Origin of the sequence: Pseudoxanthomonas fibrivorans (assembly GCF_041464125.1) — a bacterium.
Classification (GTDB): domain Bacteria; phylum Pseudomonadota; class Gammaproteobacteria; order Xanthomonadales; family Xanthomonadaceae; genus Pseudoxanthomonas.
In genome coordinates this window covers 1,899,477-1,918,073 of record NZ_JBGNUG010000001.1, presented here as the reverse complement: position 1 = coordinate 1,918,073, position 18,597 = coordinate 1,899,477, and the positions used below count along the sequence as shown (strand labels likewise).

Genomic DNA, 18,597 nt, shown 5'->3' with positions numbered 1-18,597 from the left:
TCGCGGCAGTTCTCGCTGCGTCCTCTCGCTAGACCTTCGAGCAATGTACGCGTCAATGACGAAGCGTTCGGCAATTGGGTCGTGGGGTCGCTACCCGCGCGTTGACGCCGGCACCCGCGTGCGGCTGGGCGACCGCACCGCCGCGCTGCCGCCGCTGGCTGCCAAGGCATTGCCCTACGGCAACGGCCGCAGCTACGGCGACAGCTGCCTCAATCCCGGCGGCGTCCTGCTGCATACGGCCGGGCTGGACCGCTTCGCCGCCTTCGATCCGGCCACCGGCGTGCTCGACTGCGAAGCGGGCGTGCTGCTCGCCGACGTCATCGACCTGGTGCTGCCGAGGGGCTGGTTCCTGCCGGTGACGCCGGGCACGCGTTTCGTCACCGTGGGCGGCGCGATCGCCAACGACGTCCACGGCAAGAACCACGCCGCCTTCGGCAGCTTCGGCGACCACGTGCTGGACTTCGAACTCCTGCGCAGCGACGGCACCCGGCGCACCTGCAGTCCGGCCTCGGACGCGGCCCTGTTCCGCGCCACGGTCGGTGGCCTGGGCCTGACCGGCGTGGTGGTCCGCGCGCGGCTGCAGCTGCGGCCGGTCCAGGGCCCGGCCGTGGAGGTGGAGACGCGCAGGTTCGGCCGGCTTGCGGACTTCTTCGCACTCAGCGCCGATACCGCATCGAGCGAGTACCGGGTCGCGTGGGTCGACTGCCTGGCGCGCGGCGCCGCGCTGGGGCGCGGCGTGTACTCGCACGGCGCGCACGTCGCCGCGGAGGTCGCGCCGCCGCGCACGGGCCGGTTGTCGATGCCGTTCGTGCCGCCGTTCTCGCTGGTCAACGGCGCCAGCCTCCGCGCCTTCAACCAGCTGTACTACCGGCGCGCGCCCGCCGCGCCGGCGCGGTACGTGCAGCACTACGCGCCGTTCTTCTATCCGCTCGACGGGATCGCGCACTGGAACCGCATGTACGGCCCGCGCGGCTTCCTGCAGTACCAGTGCGTGGTGCCGCCGGCGACGGGCGAGGCGGCGGTCGCCGAAATCCTCGACCGGATCGCGGCCAGCGGCCAGGGCTCGTTCCTGGGGGTGCTCAAGGCGTTCGGCGACCGCCAGGCGCCCGGGCTGCTCTCCTTCGCCCGGCCGGGCACCACCCTGGCGCTCGACTTTCCCTTCCGCGGCAAGCCGACGCTGGACCTGCTCGAGGCGCTCGACCGGGTCGTCGTCGCGGCCGGCGGCGCGGTCTATCCGGCCAAGGACGCGCGGATGTCGCCGGCCACCTTCGCGGCATCGTTCCCGGGCCTGGCGCGCTTCCACGGGCACCGGGACCCGGCATTCTCCTCCGGCTTCTGGCGCCGGGTCACGGGACAGGCATGAAGAAGATCCTCATCGTCGGCGCGGCCTCGGCCATCGCCGAGCATTACGCGCGGCTGGAAGCCTCGGCCGGCTCCAGCTTCCTCCTCGCCGGGCGCTCGCGTGCGCGACTGGACGCCATCGGCGCGGACCTGCAGGTGCGCGGGGCCGCGCAGGCGGGCGCGTTCGTCCTCGACGTGAACGAGCTCGACCGTCACGAATCGCTGCTCGAAGCCGCATGGGCCGGGCTCGGCGGCGTGGACGTGGTCCTGCTGGCGCACGGCACGCTGCCCGACAACGCCGCATGCGCGGCCGACCCGGCGCTGGCGATGCGCGAGTTCGCCACCAATGGCGGCTCGACCATCGCCCTGATGGCGGCCGCGGCACGACGTCTCGCGGCGCAGGGGCACGGGACCCTGGCGGTGGTCTCCTCGGTGGCCGGCGACCGCGGGCGCGCGAGCAACTACCTGTACGGCAGCGCCAAGGCCGCGGTGAGCGCATACGCGAGCGGGCTGAGGCAGAGCCTGGGCGGCAGCGGGGTGAACGTGCTGACCATCAAGCCCGGCTTCGTCGACACGCCGATGACCGCCGCGTTCGACAAGGGCGCGTTGTGGGCGTCGCCCGGCGCGGTGGCCCGGGGGATCGCGCGCGCGATCGACCGCCGGCGCGCGGTGGCCTACCTGCCCGGTTTCTGGTGGGCGATCATGCGGGTGATCACGCATATCCCCGAGCCCGTGTTCCGGCGGCTCAGGCTGTGAGCCGATGCTGAGGATCGCCTCGCTGTACGCGCTGTTCGCCGCGTTGTCGATCGCGGTGAACATCGGCACCCAGGTCGCGGCCATGGCGCTCTACGCCGGCCCCGGCGCGGTGCCGCTGTCCATCCTCGCCGGCACCGCGACCGGGCTGGTCGCCAAGTACGTGCTGGACAAGCGCTGGATATTCGCCCACGTGTCGCGCGACCGACTGCACGAGGCGCGCACGTTCGCGCTCTACACGGGCATGGGCGTGGTCACCACCCTGGTGTTCTGGGGCACCGAACTCGCCTTCCACCTGCTGTTCGCCAGCGACGCGATGCGCTACCTGGGCGGGGTGGCCGGACTGGTGGTCGGCTACGCGCTCAAGTACCGGCTGGACCGGCGCTGGGTATTCACCGGCGGGGCATGACGTGGCGGCGTGGCGCCCGCATCCGCGTCGTCAGCGGGGGCGCACCCGGTCCGGCCAGCCGGTCTGCGGGTCGACCAGCATCCAGCCTTCATCGTCGCGCGAATAGATCGGCAGCGCGGGTTGCCCGCGGCCTTCCTGCGCCGCGTTCGCGCGGGCCTTCGCCAGCACGGTGGCGGCGACGTCCTCGTAGGGCAGGTACTGGGCCGGCAGCTGCTCCTGGTCCCGCCCGGTCCGGATGAAGGTATCCAGCAGCGCGCTGCGCGCGGCGCGGTCGGCCGGCGGCAGCACGCCGACCAGGTAGGGGCCCGTCCACGGCAGGCGGCGCCATTCGGGCCGCGACGCCTTGGCCAGGTCGGCCGGATCGATGTCGCTGGCCGAGATCAGGGTGAACCTCACGTCGGTGCCCACCAGGAACACCGGGCGGGCCTGCCAGAGGGTGTGCAGGCCGTAGCCGAGGAAGGCCGCCTGGACCAGGGCGATGACCTTGAGGTCGAAGGCCAGGCCCCGCTTCCCGGGCCGGTAGATGACCAGCGTCAGCAGCGGCCCGGCGGTGACGTCGATCACCAGCATGATCAGCAGCAGGCGATCCAGTCCCGAGATCCGCCAGAGGCCGTGCGGGTACCAGGTGGCGAGCGCCGCCAGGGCGATGCCGGAAATGATCGTGAGGCTCAGGGCGAGGTGGAGGCCGAAGGCCTTCCAGCGGGTCATGGGACGCGGAGTCATCGGGAGTGCGTGATGCGCCGTGCGCGCGGGGCCGGGGTCGGCAGATGTTCCCAATGTGCGTGGGACGAGACAAGGGAGGGAGCGCCCGCCGCGGCGCAGGTGGCATCGCGGCCTGCCCGGCGGGCCAAGGCCGGATGCGCCCGCCCCGTGCCTTCTCCGGGACGCCCCGCGCCTGTTCCAGGGTGCTTTGCGTTATCTTCTACGCCGTACCCCTGGGGGATCCGGACATGAACGCTGTTGCGAACGCCAACCTTGTCGGCATCACGGGCATCGCCCGCCGGCTGGTCATGGATGGCGCCATGGACGAGGCGGCCGCCCGCGCGGCGATGGCCCAGGCCGCCGAGGCGAAGGTGCCGCTGGCGCAATGGATCGCCGACAAGAAGCTGGTCGCGCCGGCGAACATGGCCGCCGCGAACGCGGTCGAGTTCGGCATGCCGCTGCTCGACGTCACCGCGTTCGACCCGGCGCAGAACGCGCTGAAGCTGGTCAGCGAGGAACTGCTGCAGAAGCACCACGTCCTGCCCCTGTTCAAGCGCGGCAACAAGCTGTTCGTCGGCACCAGCAACCCGACCCAGACCTCGGCCCTGGCCGAGATCCAGTTCAACACCAACCTGGTCGTCGAGCCGATCCTGGTCGACGAGGAGCAGATCCGGCGTGCCCTGGAGCAGTGGCAGAACGCCAACAGCCAGCTCGGGGCCGGCCTCGGCGGCGACGACGACGACGGGCTCGAGAACCTGGACGTGGGCGCAGGCGACGACGACGCCGGCGGCGATTCCGGCGTGGACGCCAAGGGCGACGACACCCCGGTGGTCAAGTTCGTCAACAAGGTGCTGGTCGATGCGATCCGGCGCGGTGCCTCGGACATCCACTTCGAGCCGTACGAGACCGACTACCGGGTCCGCCTGCGCATCGACGGCCTGCTCAAGACCGTGGCCAAGGCCCCGGTCAAGCTGAGCCCGCGGATCGCCGCGCGCCTGAAGGTGATGGCGCAGCTGGACATCGCCGAGAAGCGGGTGCCGCAGGACGGCCGCATCAAGCTCAACCTGTCCAAGACCAAGCAGATCGACTTCCGCGTCAGCACCCTGCCGACCCTGTTTGGCGAGAAGGTGGTGCTGCGCATCCTGGACGGCAGCGCGGCCAAGCTGGGCATCGACAAGCTGGGCTACGAGCCCGACCAGCAGCAGCTGTTCCTGGACGCGATCCAGAAGCCCTATGGCATGGTGCTGGTCACCGGCCCCACCGGCTCGGGCAAGACGGTGTCGCTGTACACCGCGCTGGGCATCCTCAATGACGACCTGCGCAACATCTCCACGGTCGAGGACCCGGTCGAAATCCGCCTGCCGGGCGTCAACCAGGTCCAGCAGAACACCAAGCGCGGCATGACCTTCGCCGCGGCCCTTCGCAGCTTCCTGCGCCAGGACCCGGACATCATCATGGTCGGCGAAATCCGCGACCTGGAAACGGCCGAGATCGCGATCAAGGCCGCGCAGACCGGCCACATGGTGCTGTCCACGCTGCACACCAACGATGCGCCGCAGACCATCGCGCGCCTGATGAACATGGGCATCGCCCCGTACAACATCACCTCGTCGGTCACCCTGGTGATCGCCCAGCGCCTGGCGCGGCGGCTGTGCAGCCGCTGCAAGCGGCCGCAGGTCCTGCCCGAGAACGCGCTGCTGGCCGAGGGCTTCAGCGCGGCCGAGGTCAGCACCGGCTTCACCCTGTACGAGGCGGTCGGCTGCGAGGAGTGCACCGAGGGCTACAAGGGGCGCACCGGCATCTACCAGGTGATGCCGATGAGCGACGACATCCAGAGCATCGTGCTGGCGGGCGGCAACGCGATGCAGATCGCGGACGTGGCGCTGAAGGCGGGCATCAACGACCTGCGCCGCTCGGCGCTGAAGAAGGTCCACGCCGGCATCACCAGCCTGGCGGAGATCAATCGCGTCACCAAGGACTGATGGCGGGCACTCGCTCATCTTCCGTAGCCGTTGAAGAAATGGGAAGCTTGGCCGCTCTGAGTGGTAAGTCCGACTAAGGGACAAGCATTCACCCGGGCCGGGGAGGCGCCGGGGATTTTCAGAACCGAATCGTAGACAAGCGCATCGGCAACGGTGCGTTGTCATCTGCCCGAGAAGGAAACTATGGACGCAATTATGCGATTGGTTGCTGTGATCTTTCTATTTGCGGCGACAAGTGACGTTGCCTTGGCCTATCTGGATCCAGTCAGCGGCAGCCTTGTGATCCAGGGTCTGATCGCGCTGGTCGCGGGTATCGTCGCAGGGGTGAAATCGGTGCGGCGAAGGATTGGGGTCTTCTTCTCCTCAATTTTCAAGCGCAAGAGTGAAGGGTGAGCGACTTCACTAGGGACCCGGGTTCCTTCCGTGACCCGTCCGGCTATGTCTTCAGCGACGGCGAGCGCGTGCTGCGTACACTCGGTGAGCGGGGGCGGGAGCGGTATGAGGCCGCGCGCGCCAGCGGCCTGCTCGAAGAGGCCTGCGCGCGCGGCCTGATCATCGCCAGTCAGGTTGCGCCTGGCGGATTTGAAGATGCGCTAAGGGGTGCGCGCGGCGAGAAGCCGTTGCAGGTGATCGAGCATCCCCGCATTCCAGTAATTACATATCCATACGAATGGACTTTCACGCAACTACGTGATGCGGCTCTGCAACACCTGAGATTGCAGTTGCTGGCGCTAGAGTATGACTTCGAACTGTCCGATGCCACGGCTTACAACATGCAATTTGGCACCGGACAGGCGCTCCCGCTGCACATTGACGTGCTCTCTATCCGCCCTTATCGTCCGGGCGCGCCTTGGGAGGGGTACAACCAGTTCTGCCGACAGTTCCTCTTTCCTCTGCTACTCGAAGGGGTTGGCGGCGTTGCTTTCCAGCGCTGGTATCGCGGCAGCCTCAACGGCCTCGAGCTGGAAGACATCAGGCGTCTGATACCAGCTTGGCGTCGTTACACCAGCCTCAACCTCCTACTGCATGTTCAGGCGCAGGCCAGTGCGGTCGGTCGGGCAACGAGCAGCGACCTTGCTGGTGAGGCCATCCGGTTGCCTAGGATCTCCAAAGTCCGCTATCGCGCGATGCTCGAGGGCCTGCGCGACTGGGTCGGAACATTGACGTCAGGTCGACCGCGCAAAACTTATTGGGCTGACTACGCAGGGCTCAACAGCTACGAGGAGACCGAGAAGCGCGAGAAGCTCGCTTTCGTCGAGAAGATGTCGAGACGGTGGCAGGCGCGCTTGGTTCTAGACGTTGGGGGAAACTCAGGCGACTACTCCACGGCAGTTCTTGCTGGTGGGGCCGTTCAGGCGGTATGTCTCGATGCCGACCTGGACGCGCTGGAGGGTGCCTATTGCAGGCGGAGCGCGGGCACCCTCGGACTGCTTCCGTTAGTGATGGACTGGTCGGACCCTTCGCCAGGGCAAGGCTGGGGTTTGGTGGAGCGTGCGCCCCTCCGGCGACGTATCGAAGCCGATATGCTGCTGGCGCTGGCCGTTATGCATCACATCACGATTGGTGGCAACGTGCCGCTCGAGGCGTTTGTCGAGCAGCTGTTCGCACATGGTAAGAGCGTCGTGGTCGAATACGTTCCTAAGCAAGATCGAATGGTGCAAGGTTTGCTGCGCAGCCGCGAGGACATCTTCCCGGACTACACGAGGGAGGGATTTGAGTGCATCTTGCAACGCTACGCGAACATCGAAGAAATATGCTCCATACGCGATGATGGTCGCGTCTTGTTTGCCTGCCGTCCACGATGAAATCCTTTTCTCCACACCTCCTGCTGTTGGCTCCAGCGTTGGTGCTCTCGCTAGTTTGGGACATAGGCTACAGCCTGCTTTCACTGGAAAGTGTGGTAGGCCTGGTTGCTGCGCTTATGGCTGGCTTCTTGCTCGGGCTGTTGTCGGTAAATAGGCCACGGCTGCGCGCTGTGCTTTTAGTGTTCCTATTTCTCTCGTTGCTCGATGTATTCTTTCTGCGCGCGGCGTGGATGGCCTGGTTGGTGCTGGCCGCTGGTCTGTCGATTGCTGCGCGCTTCCACGAACGAGTTCCCGCTACCGCGCTGGTTGCTTCCGGCGTGGCATTTTCTCTGATTTTACTTTTGCAGGCGCCGCAAGCGCCAGCAAGAGAAGTTGCGCTGGCCGATTTAACAGGCGCGGGTGAGACCTCGATGGTTGTGCACCTGTTGTTCGATGAGCTAGGCGCTTTGGATGTCATTCCTGCGGAATATCGGCGCCACCAGGATGTCGCAGAGATTGCGGGGGGCTATGCGTCGCGCGGATTCACAGTATACGAAGACGTTCTGAGCGTCTCGCCGGACACGCACAGGGCCATGTCGGCGCTGTTGGACAGCACATATATCAACAGCCCTGATGGGAACGTTAAGAGGTTTCAAGGCGAGGATCGCTACCGCGTCGTGAATAACGAAGTTCACCGGCGCATGGAGGACGAGAATTGGCCTGTGACGATCATCCAGTCTTGGTACTTAGATTACTGCCGCCCCGAGTTCTCGTGCATCACGTATTCTCTCGCTGGCAGCGCGAGCGTTTTTGAACGATTGCCAGACCGAAAGCGCCGATTGCAGATTTTTCGTCGAGAACTGATTGCGGCCCTGGTCTCCAATGATCGCGGCCTAGTGCTTGTGGATCTGGCGAGATTTGCGATACACGAGCGTCTAACGGTGCGTAGTAGCTGGCGCAACCCGGCGTTGCCGTTGGTTGCCATGCAGCAACTGGACCAACTCCAGGAAGGACTTGTCAGCGGAAGCGGCCGGCACTACGTGTTCGCCCATGTGTTGCTGCCGCATTTCCCGTGGGTGTTGGACGGAAACTGCCAGATAAAGGAGTCTTCAGGCTGGCGATTGCCCTATGCAGCACGCACGGGGTCATCAGAAGCCAAGGCCGAGGCCTACGCTGCATACCAGGATCAATCTTTGTGCATGCATCGCAAGGTATTGGCTCTGATAGACGCTGTGGACTCTGCACATCCAGGGCAGGTTCAGTTCGTCATTCACGGCGACCATGGGCCACGCATTTTGCGGCGGACAATCCCTAACAAGGGTGTGGATTCTCTGGACGAGCAGACTCGGAAGAACCTGCTGTCCCCATTCGTTGCTGCGCGATTAGCTGGTGGTGGCCCCGCTAGTGTCAGGTCGACTGGCGCGCCATTGCAGAAACTTATTCCGGACTTGTTGTCCCGCGCTACCCAGCGAAGGCAGGGCGTCGTGTCCGGTTCCTGGGGCGGTGGCGCGCGAGAAGCTAGCAAAGTGAAAGTCAGGCAGATGCCTTAATGGCGTCAATCCGATGGAGCGGCGTGGTACGTAGACGCACGGTTCACGCCGTGACGACCTTTCCGCGCTAGGCTTAGACTGGGAGCGGACAGATGAGCGGTTCAGGGCGCGCGGAGGCGCCCGGATTCACCCGGTGGGGCCTCGGCCGATATCGTCGGCATGCATGCGCAGATCGGCATCCCTCGAGGCGGGCCCGGCAGGCGGGACGCCCACCGGCGGGCAGGACAAGATCGAGCAGGACAAGATGAAGTGTCGACCTGGCGAAGGAATGCGCCGAGAGGGGGGAAGGCATGAGTGGTAACGCCCGGCAGGGCGGCGATGCAATGTGGGCGTTCGAACCCGAGCGCAGTGGCGACCATGACCCGCCGTCGGTCGTGCCGTTCACCGTACTCAGCGTCGACGACGACGCCGCGTTCCAGCAATCGTTGCGACTGGCACTGCACGACTTCCGCTTCCAGGGCGCGCCCCTGCGCCTGCTCACCGCCACCAGCGCGGCCGAGGCCGAGCAGCTGCTGGCGACCACGCCGGGCATCTCCGCGATCCTGCTCGACGTCGTCATGGAAACCGACGACGCGGGCCTGCGCCTGGTGCGCGCGGTCCGCGAGGAGCTCGGCGACCACGAGGTCCGCATCATCCTGGTGACCGGCCAGCCCGGCGTGGCGCCGATGCCGCAGGCGCTGGACCGCCTCGACATCAGCGAGTACTGGCTCAAGACCGACCTCCACCGCGAACGGCTGCAGGGCGTGCTGACCGGCAACCTGCGCACCTGGCGCGAGATCAACGCGCTGGGCAGGGCCAAGCGCGGACTGCAGCAGATCGTGCATGCCGGCCGCCAGCTGGCCGGGCTGCGCGACCTGGGCGACTTCTCGCGGCGGATGCTGCTCGAACTGGCCGAACTGCTGCAGGTGCCGCCAGAGGGCCTGGTCTGCGTGCGCGCCGAGCGTCGCGACGCGCCGGCGACCGAAGCGCGCGTGGTCGGCGCGGCCGGGCGCTTCGCGGGCCTGGTCATGCGCCGCCTGGACGAAGTGGACGAACCCGGCGTGCGCGACCTGCTGCTGCGCGCGCTCGGCTCGGGCACGCCGGTGGAGACCCCCGCCAGCCAGGTCCTGTTCTTCGAGGGCGACGCGACTTCGCCGGCGGCGGCGGTCTACCTGGCCACGGGACGCCAGGTGGACGCGGAGGAACGCGAGCTGCTGCGCGTGTTCGCCACCCATGCCAATGCGGGGATGGTCAATGTCGACCTCGCCGCGCGGCTGGACGAGGTGGCCTACCACGACAGCCTGCTCGGCATTCCCAACGGCAATGCCCTGCAGCGCGAGCTGCAGCGCCACCTGGACGGACCCGGGCCCAGCGGCCAGGCGATGCTGGTGGTCGACCTGGGCCAGTACGCGCATGGCAGCCTGGCCCTCGGCCCCGAGCAGGGCGACCTGCTGCTCCGGCGCATGGCCCAGCGGCTGCGGCAGCTGTATCCGTCGCCATGCATGGTCGCGCGCCTGCACGAGGGCACGTTCGCGGTGCTCGGCCCGGCGCCGCTGCTGGCGACCGACCCGGTGGTGGCACTGGAAAGCGTCGACCACGACCACGCGCTGCCGTTCCTCGGCGTGGACGCGGCGCGGATCGGGCTGGACGGGTACCACGGCTCGGCGCGCGAGGCGACGGCCGCCGGCCTGCTGATGCTGCGCGGCCTGCGCGCCGGCGGCGGCCACGGCGTCGTCGACTACAGCCCCGAGGGCGAACGCGACAACCGCCGGCGCTTCCTCGAATCCCGGGCGCTGCACCGTGCCGTGGCCGAGGGCGCTATCCGGATCGAGCTGCAGGCGCAGGTCTCGCTCGAGGACGGCCACGTGGTGGGCGCCGAAGCGCTCGCGCGATGGACCGGCGAGGACGGCACCGAAGTGCCGCCGGGCCGGTTCATCCCGATCGCAGAAGCGACCGGCCTGATCGTGCCGCTCGGCACCCAGGTGATCGAACAGGCATGCCAGGCGCTGCGGGCCGCAAGCGCGGCCGGCTTCGGCGACCTGCCGATCGCGGTCAACGTCTCGCCGCTGCAGCTGCGGCGTGGCGAGTTCGTCGAGGAGCTGGTGGCGATCGTCGAGCGCCATGGCCTGTCGCCGCGGCGGCTGGAGGTGGAGATCACCGAGGGTGCGGTGATGACCGACTACCAGGCCGGGCGCGAAGTGCTGGCGCGGCTGCGCCGGATCGGCTTCCCGGTGGCGGTCGACGACTTCGGCACCGGCTATTCCTCGCTGCGCTACGTGCATTCGCTGCCGGTAAGCCGGCTCAAGCTGGACCGGTGCTTCACCGCCGAGATCGGCGGCGGCGGAAGCGAGCGGAGCGTGGCGGACATGATCATCGCGCTGGGCCGCCGGCTCGGCGTGGACGTGCTGGCCGAGGGCGTGGAAACGCCGATGCAGGCCGAATGGCTGCGCGCGCATGGCTGCCATTGCGCGCAGGGCTGGCTGTTCGCGCGGCCCGAACCGCTGGAGGCCTTCCTGCAGCGGCTGCGGGCGCGGGCGGCGAGGGGGTGAGCCTGCGCGCCCGCCTGCGGATCGCGCGGCGCGAGTGGCGGGACGCGTGGCGCGTCGTCCGCCGCCAGCCGCGCCGCATGGCCCTGATCGCCGCGCCGTGGCTGCTGATCCTGCTGGTGGGCTTCCCGCTGCTGTGGATGGAGGTCGAGCAGGCGGTGCGGGCCCCCGCCGAGCAGGCCGGCCGCGATGCCACCCACTACGCGTCGCAGACGGTCCTGCGCTGGATGGAGCGGCTGCGCGAGGACACCGGCTTCCTGGCGAGGCTGACCCCGCGTCTGCTGGAATCGGGCGACGCCACGGGTTCGCCCCTGGTGCAGACCTATGCGGCCTTCCTGCAGTCGGGCGTGCGCTACCACAAGGTGCGATGGATCGATGAGGCCGGCCGCGAGCGCCTGCGGCTGGACTCCGATGGCCGGGTGACGCGGCAGGTCGCCGCCGAAGCGCTGCAGCTGAAGGCCGACCGTCCCTTCTTCCGCGAGGCGCTGGCGCTGGCGCCGGGCCAGGTGCACCTCTCGCCGCTGGACCTCAACGTCGAGAACGGCCGCATCGAGCAGCCGCTGCGACCGACCCTCCGGGCCTCCTCGCCGTTCCGCCGGGCCGACGGTTCGCGCGGCGTGCTGGTGGTGAACGTGCACGGCCAGCAGCTGCTGGACCGGCTCGCCGGGCAGGCCAGGCAATCGGGATTCGTGCTGTACCTGGTCCACCCGCAGGGGCACTGGCTGCTCGGTCCGCGACCCGGCGATGCCTGGGCGTGGCAGGTCGGCGCGTCCGGCCGCACGGTGGAGCGGTTCGATCCGGCGCTGTGGCGGGCGATGCGCTCCACCGCGCAGGGCCAATGGGACGAATGGACGTTCTCGACCCTGCAGGCGGCATGGGGCGGGGCCGAGGGCGACATGCTGGCGCATGCCGACCCGATGCTGGGCCAGCTGCGCGTGCTGGTGCGTCCGGAGGCGCCGGCGGCCAGCCGCTGGAAGGCGATGCTGGCCGGCCTGATCGTGCTGGGCATCGCGGTGGGGCTGGCGGTGGTCTTCCTCCTCGCCAGGGGGCTGGCGCGCGAAGCGGCGTACGTGGCGCGCCTGAGCGACGCCAACGCCGCCCTGGCCGAGGCCAACGAGCGCTTGCGGACCGTGCAGGAAGGACTTGCGCGGGCCGAACGATTGTCGTCGCTGGGCCTGATGGTCGCCGGCGTGGCCCACGAGATGAACACCCCGCTGGGCAGCATCCGCCTGTCGCTCAGCACGCTGCGTGCGGGCGTGGCGCGCCTGTCCCGGCAGGTCGAAGAGGGACTGAAGCGCTCGGACCTCGAGGGATTCCTGGCCAGCGCGGCGCAGGCCGGCGAGCTGGCCGAAGGCGAACTCCGCCGGGTGACCGCGCTGATCCAGCGCTTCAAGCAGGTGGCGGTGGACCGCGCCACGCTGGAGCGCCGCCGCTTCGACCTGGCCGACGCGATCCTGGATTCGGACCCGCGGCTGCGGCGCAGCGAGTCGATCGACGGCGTGGCGGTCGAGCTCGACCTCGAGCCGGACGTGGTGATGGACAGCTACCCCGGCCCGCTCGAGCAGGTGGTCGGCAACCTGCTCGGCAATGCGCTGGCGCACGGCTTCGTCGACGGCGGCCGCGGGCGGATCCGGCTGGCGGCGCGCGCGGATGGCCCGGCACATGCGGTGGTCGAAGTGGCCGACGATGGCGCCGGGATCGCGCCGGGCGACCTCGCCCACGTATTCGAGCCTTTCTTCACCACCGCACGGCACCGTGGCGGGACCGGGCTGGGCCTGCACATCGTCCACCAGGTGGTCACCGAAGTGCTGGGAGGCGACGTGCGGGTCCGCAGCCGCACGGCGGCTGACGCCGGCGTGGACGGGCCGACCGGGACGGTGTTCACCGTGCGCATCCCGCGTACCGGCCCCGCGCGACCCCCCTCCTAGCCGCGACCCGCTCGCGCCGTGCCTGGGCCCGCGGGACGGACGCGCCGAAATCCTACAGCCGCGTGCGGCGCCGGCGGCTGCGCCGGGGGTGGTCCTCGGGCAGCCTGCAGGCATGGACATGCACGTCGGCGATCGCTTCGGGCCCTGGCGCCCGGCTACGAAGCCCCTCGCCCTCGAAGCGGGGCGCGCCTGCCATGTCAGCGTGTTCCTGCGTGGACGCCAGCCGTGGCTGGCCGATTTCCACGTGGCCTGCGAGGTGGTGCGCGGTTTCCGCCAGCCCCAGGTGCTGGGCGATGCCTGCCTGCTGGCCTGGGTGCTGATGCCCGACCACGTCCAGTGGCTGATCGAGGTGGGCGACAGCGCGCCGCTGGAGAAGACGGTCGCGCGGATGAAGTCGGCCAGCGCCGTGCTCGCCAACCGCATGCTGGCGCGCGCCGGCCCGCTGTGGGAGCCCGGCTACCAGCAGCGGCTCGTGGATCCGCTGGTCGACGTGCGCGCGGTGGCGCGGGCCGTCGTGGCCCACCCGGTGCGGGCCGGACTGGTGGCGGGGCTGGGCGACCATCCGTTCTGGGACCTGGCCTGGCTCTAGCGCGTCACGGCCGATGATCGGCCGATGCCGCGCGCGCTGCCGCGTGGGGACGCGTGATGCGGGGCACGTCGCGGTCGCGTGACGGCGCCGCAGGGCTGGTGGCGAACGCGGCCAGCGGTCATGCTTCGCGGGTTCGCACCGCCGCAGCCAGCCGATGTTCAGCATTCCGATACGCGTCTACTGGGAAGATACCGATGCCGGTGGCGTGGTCTACCACGCCCGGTACGTGGCCTTCCTCGAGCGCGCGCGCAGCGATGCGCTGCGGGCGATGGGCCGCGGCCAGCAGGCGCTGCAGCAGGCCGGGCTGGTGTTCGCCGTGCATTCGATGCGGGTGGACTTCCTGCGCCCGGCGCGGCTGGACGACCTGCTCGAGGTCACTGCCGAAGTGGCCCGCGTCGGCCGCGCCAGCGTGGTCTTCTCCCAGCGCATCCTGCGCGGCGAAGAGCTGTTGCTGGCCGCCGAGGTCAAGGTCGCGGCGCTGCGGGCGGCCGACTTCCGGCCCTGCGCGGTCGAGGAATCGCTGTACGAGGAACTGAAATCGATGCAGGGCGGTCCCAACGCCTGATCCACCGTTGGCAGCGCCCGCCGCCAACCCCGTTGCACCCCCACAGACGTATCACGCACCAGATAGAAGAGGAAACGGAAGGATGACCGGATCGATCCTGGCCCTGGTGGCCACCGCGGTGGAAGCCCTGCCGGAAGAGGCAGCGGCGGCCGCGGCCGGCGCCGCCGCCACCGCGGCGCACGGCGGCATCAACTACCTGGACCTGATGCTGCGGGCCAGCCTGCCGGTCAAGCTGATCGTGCTGCTGCTGCTGGCCGGCTCGCTGATCAGCTGGGTGATCATTTTCCGCAAGCTGCGCAGCTTCAAGGCCGCCGACCAGGAGGCCGACGAGTTCGAGAACCGGTTCTGGTCCGGCGCCGAGCTGGGCAAGCTCTACGCTTCGGCGACCGACCGCAACCGCGTGGTCGGCGGCCTGGAGGCGATCTTCGAGGCCGGCTTCCGCGAGTTCACCCGCCTGCGCGACAAGCGCCGGCACGATCCGCGGGCGCAGCTCGAGGGCGCGCAGCGCGCGATGCGCGTGGCCTACACCCGCGAGGTCGGCGCGCTGGAGCGCAACCTCGAGCTGCTGGCCAACATCGGATCGACCGCGCCGTACGTGGGCCTGGTCGGCACCGTGTTCGGGATCATGGTGACCATGCACGACATGGTCAGCCAGGGCGCGCAGGTGGGCATCGCGTCGGTCGCGCCGGGCATTTCCGAGGCGCTGTTCGCCACCGCCATCGGCCTGTTCGTGGCGATCCCGGCGGTCTGGGCCTACAACCGCTACACCAGCCGCGTGGACCGGCTGTCGCAGCGCTACGAGAGCTTCTCCGACGAGTTCAGCTCGATCCTGCAGCGCCAGACGGCGGCCGACGAGTGATGCGGGGCCATCCCCGCAGGAGCACGCCATGAGCATGATGACCCGCCACAAGCGCCGCAAGCTCAAGTCCGAGATCAACGTCGTTCCCTACATCGACGTGATGCTGGTGCTGCTGATCATCTTCATGGTCACCGCGCCCCTGCTGAGCCTGAGCGTGGACGTGGACCTGCCGCAGTCCAACGCCCGCGCCGTGGACAGCAAGAAGGACCCGGTGATCGTCACCGTCGACGCCGAAGGACGCTATTTCCTGACCCTGCAGGGGGCCAAGGCCGAGCCGATCGACGCCACCACGCTGACTGCGCGGCTGGGCGCCTTCGTCGCCCAGAACAAGGACGTGCCGGTGTTCGTCGCCGCGCCGGGCGTGACCGAGTACCAGAAGGTCATGGACACCATGGTCCTGGTCCAGGCGGCGGGCGTGCCGCGGGTCAGCCTGATGAGCCAGCCGGGCGGCAATGCCAAGTGACCCGGGCCGCTGATGCACGCTGACGCCTTCTACCGCAACCCGGACGACCGCGAGGGTGGTCTGGCCGGGCCGTTCGCGCTTGCCCTGGGCCTGCACGTGCTGGTCGCCCTGCTGTTCTGGGTCGCCTGGTGGTGGTCGCCGCAGCGCCAGGTGGAGCCGGCGGCGGGTTCGCCGGTGATCGAGGCCTCCCTGGTGATGTCCCAGGCCGACGTCGCCGCCGCCCAGGCGCGGGCCGAGGACGCGCCCAAGCCGCTGCCCGAACCGCTGCCCCAGCCGGAGACCGAGCTGGCGCCGGAGGACACCGTGCCGCCGCCGCAGCCGCTCCCCGAGCCGCGGCCCCAGGACGCGGCGGTGGCGCCGCAGCAGAAGGCGCAGGAGTTCATCCCGGAACCGGACACGGTCGACCAGGACGCCGCCCGCCGCGACGCGATCGCCCAGGAGAAGGCGGAGAAGGAACAGGAAGAGCGCCGCCGCCAGGAGCAGGTCGACCTCACCGAGGAGCGCGAGAAGCAGAAGGCCGCCGAGAACCAGCGCCGGCTGGCCGCCCAGGCCGAGGAGGCCGAGCGCCAGAAGAAGCTGGCCGAGATCCGCCGCCAGCGCGAGCAGGCCGCGCGCCAGGCCGAGCTGGCCGAGCAGAAGCTGCGCCAGCTGCAGCAGGCGCAACAGCGGCAGACGGCGCAGGCGACCCCCAGCCAGGGCACGCCGGGGCAGGGGGGTACCAGCGAGGACCTGACCGCCAAGTACGCGGCGGCGATCCAGCAGGCGGTGCTCAACCAGTGGATCCGCCCCGACACCGTGCCGCTGGGCCAGCGCTGCCGGGTGCAGATCCGGCAGCTGCCGGGCGGCGAGGTGATCGACGTCCGGGTCGACGCGGGCTGTCCGTTCGACGATGCCGGCCGCCGTTCGCTGGAAGCGGCCGTCCTGCGCGCGCAGCCGTTGCCCTACCGCGGCTTCGAATCCGCGTTCCAGCGCAACCTCACGCTCAACTTCGAGGCCCAGGACCGCTGAGCCCGCCGGGAGGCCACCGGGCCCCGCGCGCCAGGGGGCCGCGGGGGTGTGCCCATCCGCCGGCCGCTGCCGGAACTTGAACGGGCGTTCACGTCTTTTTCGTTCATGATTGCGAAAATGTTCACGCCGACGCTGGTATTCCTTCGCCCCCGGTTCCCGGATCAACGACGCTTGCCCATGAAGACTCCCCTGCGCTGGTTCGCCCTGGTCGCCTTCCTCCTGCTGCCGTTCATGGCCTCCGCCCAGCAGCAGGGACTGGAAATCGACATCATCGGCGGCAACGCCTCGGCCCTGCCGATCACCGTGGTGCCCATGCCCTACCAGGGCAGCGGCGCACCCCCGCAGACCGACATCGCCAAGGTGGTGAGGGATGACCTGGCCCGGTCCGGGCAGTTCCGGCCCCTGCCCGAGGCGCAGATCGTCGAGCGCCCGACCCGCGGCGGGGAGGTCAATTACCCGACCTGGAAACAGCTGCGCCAGGACTACATCGTGGTCGGGCGGGTGCTGGATGCCGGCGACGGCGGCTACCGGATCGAATACGAACTGTTCGACGTGGCCAAGGGCGAGCGCCTGCTCGGCCTGGCGATCACCGCCCGCGCCAACGCCACCCGCGACGCCGCCCACCAGATCGCCGACGCCATCTACGAGAAGATCCTGGGCGTGCGCGGCGCGTTCTGGACCCGGATCGCCTACGTCACCGCCAGCGGCAAGGGCCGGGACATGCGCTACGCGCTCAATGTCGCCGACGCCGACGGCTGGAACCCGCAGACGGTGGTCCGCTCGGCCGAGCCGCTGCTCTCGCCGGCCTGGAGCCCGGACGGCCGCAAGCTGGCCTACGTCAGCTTCGAGCGCGGCAACTCCTCCATCTACGTACAGGACATCGCCTCGGGCGCGCGCGAGCTGGTCTCCAGCTTCCGCGGCATCAATGGCGCGCCCTCGTTCTCGCCGGACGGCCGCCGCCTGGCCATGTCGCTCTCGCGCAGCGGCAACCCCGAGATCTACGTCATGGACCTGGGCAGCAAGCAGCTGACCCAGCTCACCAACCACTTCGGCATCGATACCGAGCCGACCTGGAGCGCGGACGGCGGCACGATCTACTTCACCTCCGACCGCGGTGGCCGCCCGCAGATCTACCAGGTCGCCTCGAGCGGCGGCAGCGCCGGCCGGGTCACTTTCCAGGGCAACTACAACGCCACGGCCAGCGTCTCGTACGACGGCAAGAAGATCGCGGTCGCCCAGGGCGCCGGCAACACCTACCGCATCGCGATCATGGATTCCAGCCTCGGTTCGCCGCGCTGGAGCACGGTCTCGACCGGCTCGCTCGACGAATCCCCGAGCTTCGCCCCGAACGCCAGCATGCTGCTGTACGCGGCCCGCGAAGGCGGCCGCGGGGTCCTGTTCGCGGTCTCGGCCGACGGCCGGGTGCGCCAGCGCCTGGTCCTGGCCGACGGCGATGTGCGCGAGCCGGCATGGTCGCCCTACCGCAGCGCCCGTTAAGATTCGGTTGTAAGATTGCCGCTGTTTGTCTTCGTTTCACCACCACCACCCCGTGCATCACAAGGAATGATCATGAACACCTCCACCCGCGTCCTGCTGGTTTCGCTGCTTTCCGTGGCCGCCCTGGCCGGCTGCACCAAGAAGGTCAAGGAAGCCCCGGCCGCCGAAACCACCCCGACCACCCCGACCGCCCCGGTCGCCGACAACGGCGCCTACGGTCCGGAAGACCTGGATACCGACGCCTGCCTGCGCCAGCGCGTCATCCACTTCGACTTCGACCAGTACACCGTCAAGCCGGAGTACCAGGCCGTGATCGCCTGCCACGCCAAGTACCTGCGCGACCGTCCGTCGGCCCGCCAGAACCTGGAAGGCCACACCGACGAGCGCGGCAGCCGCGAGTACAACATGGGCCTGGGCGAGCGCCGCGGCAACGCCGTGTCCTCCGCGCTGCAGGCGGCCGGCGGTTCGGCCAGCCAGCTGACCGTTGTCAGCTACGGCGAAGAGCGTCCGGTGTGCACCGAGTCGACCGAGGCCTGCTGGGCGCAGAACCGTCGCGTCGAGATCGTGTACAGCGCGCGCTGATCCATGCGCGTGATGCATCCCCTGCGGATGTTGGTCGTGGCGGCCCTCGTGGCCGCCACG

General features: G+C 69.2%; 17 protein-coding genes. 16 read left to right on the top strand and 1 reads right to left on the bottom strand.

The window, feature by feature from the left end; genetic code table 11:
• The first annotated feature begins 55 nt into the window (after window positions 1-55).
• From ACA089_RS08780 to ACA089_RS08770, 3 genes are read left to right on the top strand one after another with little or no spacing between them, the layout of a single operon-like run.
• Complete coding sequence (locus ACA089_RS08780; RefSeq protein WP_372015818.1) at window positions 56-1,363, top strand: FAD-binding oxidoreductase; 1,308 nt, start codon at window positions 56-58, stop codon at window positions 1,361-1,363.
• Window positions 1,360-2,097 (top strand): SDR family oxidoreductase, encoded by a 738-nt coding sequence (locus ACA089_RS08775; protein WP_372015816.1) that lies wholly within the window; start codon window positions 1,360-1,362, stop codon window positions 2,095-2,097. Before ACA089_RS08780 ends, ACA089_RS08775 begins: the two co-directional genes overlap by 4 nt.
• A gap of 4 nt (window positions 2,098-2,101) precedes the next feature.
• The gene (locus ACA089_RS08770) at window positions 2,102-2,503 is read left to right on the top strand and encodes a GtrA family protein (RefSeq protein ID WP_372015814.1); all 402 of its coding nucleotides are present in this window, start codon (window positions 2,102-2,104) and stop codon (window positions 2,501-2,503) included.
• Between the two features lie 30 nt (window positions 2,504-2,533).
• On the opposite strand, the gene ACA089_RS08765 is transcribed toward ACA089_RS08770, so the two are convergent.
• Complete coding sequence (locus ACA089_RS08765; RefSeq protein ID WP_372015812.1) at window positions 2,534-3,211, bottom strand: hypothetical protein; 678 nt, start codon at window positions 3,209-3,211, stop codon at window positions 2,534-2,536.
• 242 nt (window positions 3,212-3,453) lie between these two features.
• Between ACA089_RS08765 and pilB the strand changes: the two genes are divergently transcribed.
• From pilB to pal, 13 genes are all read left to right on the top strand, one after another.
• On the top strand, window positions 3,454-5,187 hold the full coding sequence (gene pilB / locus ACA089_RS08760; RefSeq protein ID WP_372015810.1) for a type IV-A pilus assembly ATPase PilB: 1,734 nt from the start codon (window positions 3,454-3,456) through the stop codon (window positions 5,185-5,187).
• Between the two features lie 183 nt (window positions 5,188-5,370).
• Window positions 5,371-5,580, top strand: coding sequence for a hypothetical protein (locus ACA089_RS08755; RefSeq protein WP_372015808.1), 210 nt, complete (start codon window positions 5,371-5,373; stop codon window positions 5,578-5,580).
• Window positions 5,577-6,992 carry a hypothetical protein gene (locus tag ACA089_RS08750; protein WP_372015806.1) on the top strand — a complete coding sequence of 472 codons (1,416 nt, stop codon included), beginning with the start codon at window positions 5,577-5,579 and terminating at the stop codon, window positions 6,990-6,992. The genes ACA089_RS08755 and ACA089_RS08750 overlap by 4 nt, the downstream gene beginning before the upstream one ends.
• Complete coding sequence (locus ACA089_RS08745) at window positions 6,989-8,521, top strand: hypothetical protein (protein ID WP_372015803.1); 1,533 nt, start codon at window positions 6,989-6,991, stop codon at window positions 8,519-8,521. The genes ACA089_RS08750 and ACA089_RS08745 overlap by 4 nt, the downstream gene beginning before the upstream one ends.
• A gap of 290 nt (window positions 8,522-8,811) precedes the next feature.
• Window positions 8,812-11,049 (top strand): two-component system response regulator, encoded by a 2,238-nt coding sequence (locus tag ACA089_RS08740; protein WP_372015800.1) that lies wholly within the window; start codon window positions 8,812-8,814, stop codon window positions 11,047-11,049.
• Window positions 11,046-12,974: a sensor histidine kinase gene (locus ACA089_RS08735; RefSeq protein ID WP_372015798.1), complete on the top strand. Its 1,929-nt coding sequence runs from the start codon at window positions 11,046-11,048 to the stop codon at window positions 12,972-12,974. The genes ACA089_RS08740 and ACA089_RS08735 overlap by 4 nt, the downstream gene beginning before the upstream one ends.
• 112 nt (window positions 12,975-13,086) lie before the next feature.
• Complete coding sequence (locus ACA089_RS08730; RefSeq protein ID WP_372015795.1) at window positions 13,087-13,563, top strand: transposase; 477 nt, start codon at window positions 13,087-13,089, stop codon at window positions 13,561-13,563.
• A 154-nt stretch (window positions 13,564-13,717) separates the two neighbouring features.
• Window positions 13,718-14,128 carry a tol-pal system-associated acyl-CoA thioesterase gene (gene ybgC / locus ACA089_RS08725; protein WP_372015793.1) on the top strand — a complete coding sequence of 137 codons (411 nt, stop codon included), beginning with the start codon at window positions 13,718-13,720 and terminating at the stop codon, window positions 14,126-14,128.
• Between the two features lie 82 nt (window positions 14,129-14,210).
• Window positions 14,211-14,987, top strand: a complete 777-nt coding sequence (gene tolQ / locus ACA089_RS08720) for a protein TolQ (RefSeq protein ID WP_372015790.1) — start codon at window positions 14,211-14,213, stop codon at window positions 14,985-14,987.
• Between the two features lie 28 nt (window positions 14,988-15,015).
• The gene (gene tolR, locus ACA089_RS08715) at window positions 15,016-15,450 is read left to right on the top strand and encodes a protein TolR (RefSeq protein ID WP_372015787.1); all 435 of its coding nucleotides are present in this window, start codon (window positions 15,016-15,018) and stop codon (window positions 15,448-15,450) included.
• A 12-nt stretch (window positions 15,451-15,462) separates the two neighbouring features.
• A complete protein-coding gene (tolA, locus tag ACA089_RS08710; protein ID WP_372015784.1) occupies window positions 15,463-16,458 on the top strand; it encodes a cell envelope integrity protein TolA in 996 nt (331 codons plus the stop codon).
• 177 nt (window positions 16,459-16,635) lie between these two features.
• Window positions 16,636-17,955, top strand: a complete 1,320-nt coding sequence (gene tolB / locus ACA089_RS08705; RefSeq protein ID WP_372015781.1) for a Tol-Pal system beta propeller repeat protein TolB — start codon at window positions 16,636-16,638, stop codon at window positions 17,953-17,955.
• Between the two features lie 72 nt (window positions 17,956-18,027).
• Window positions 18,028-18,537 carry a peptidoglycan-associated lipoprotein Pal gene (gene pal, locus ACA089_RS08700; RefSeq protein WP_372015778.1) on the top strand — a complete coding sequence of 170 codons (510 nt, stop codon included), beginning with the start codon at window positions 18,028-18,030 and terminating at the stop codon, window positions 18,535-18,537.
• The last annotated feature ends 60 nt before the right edge of the window (window positions 18,538-18,597 follow it).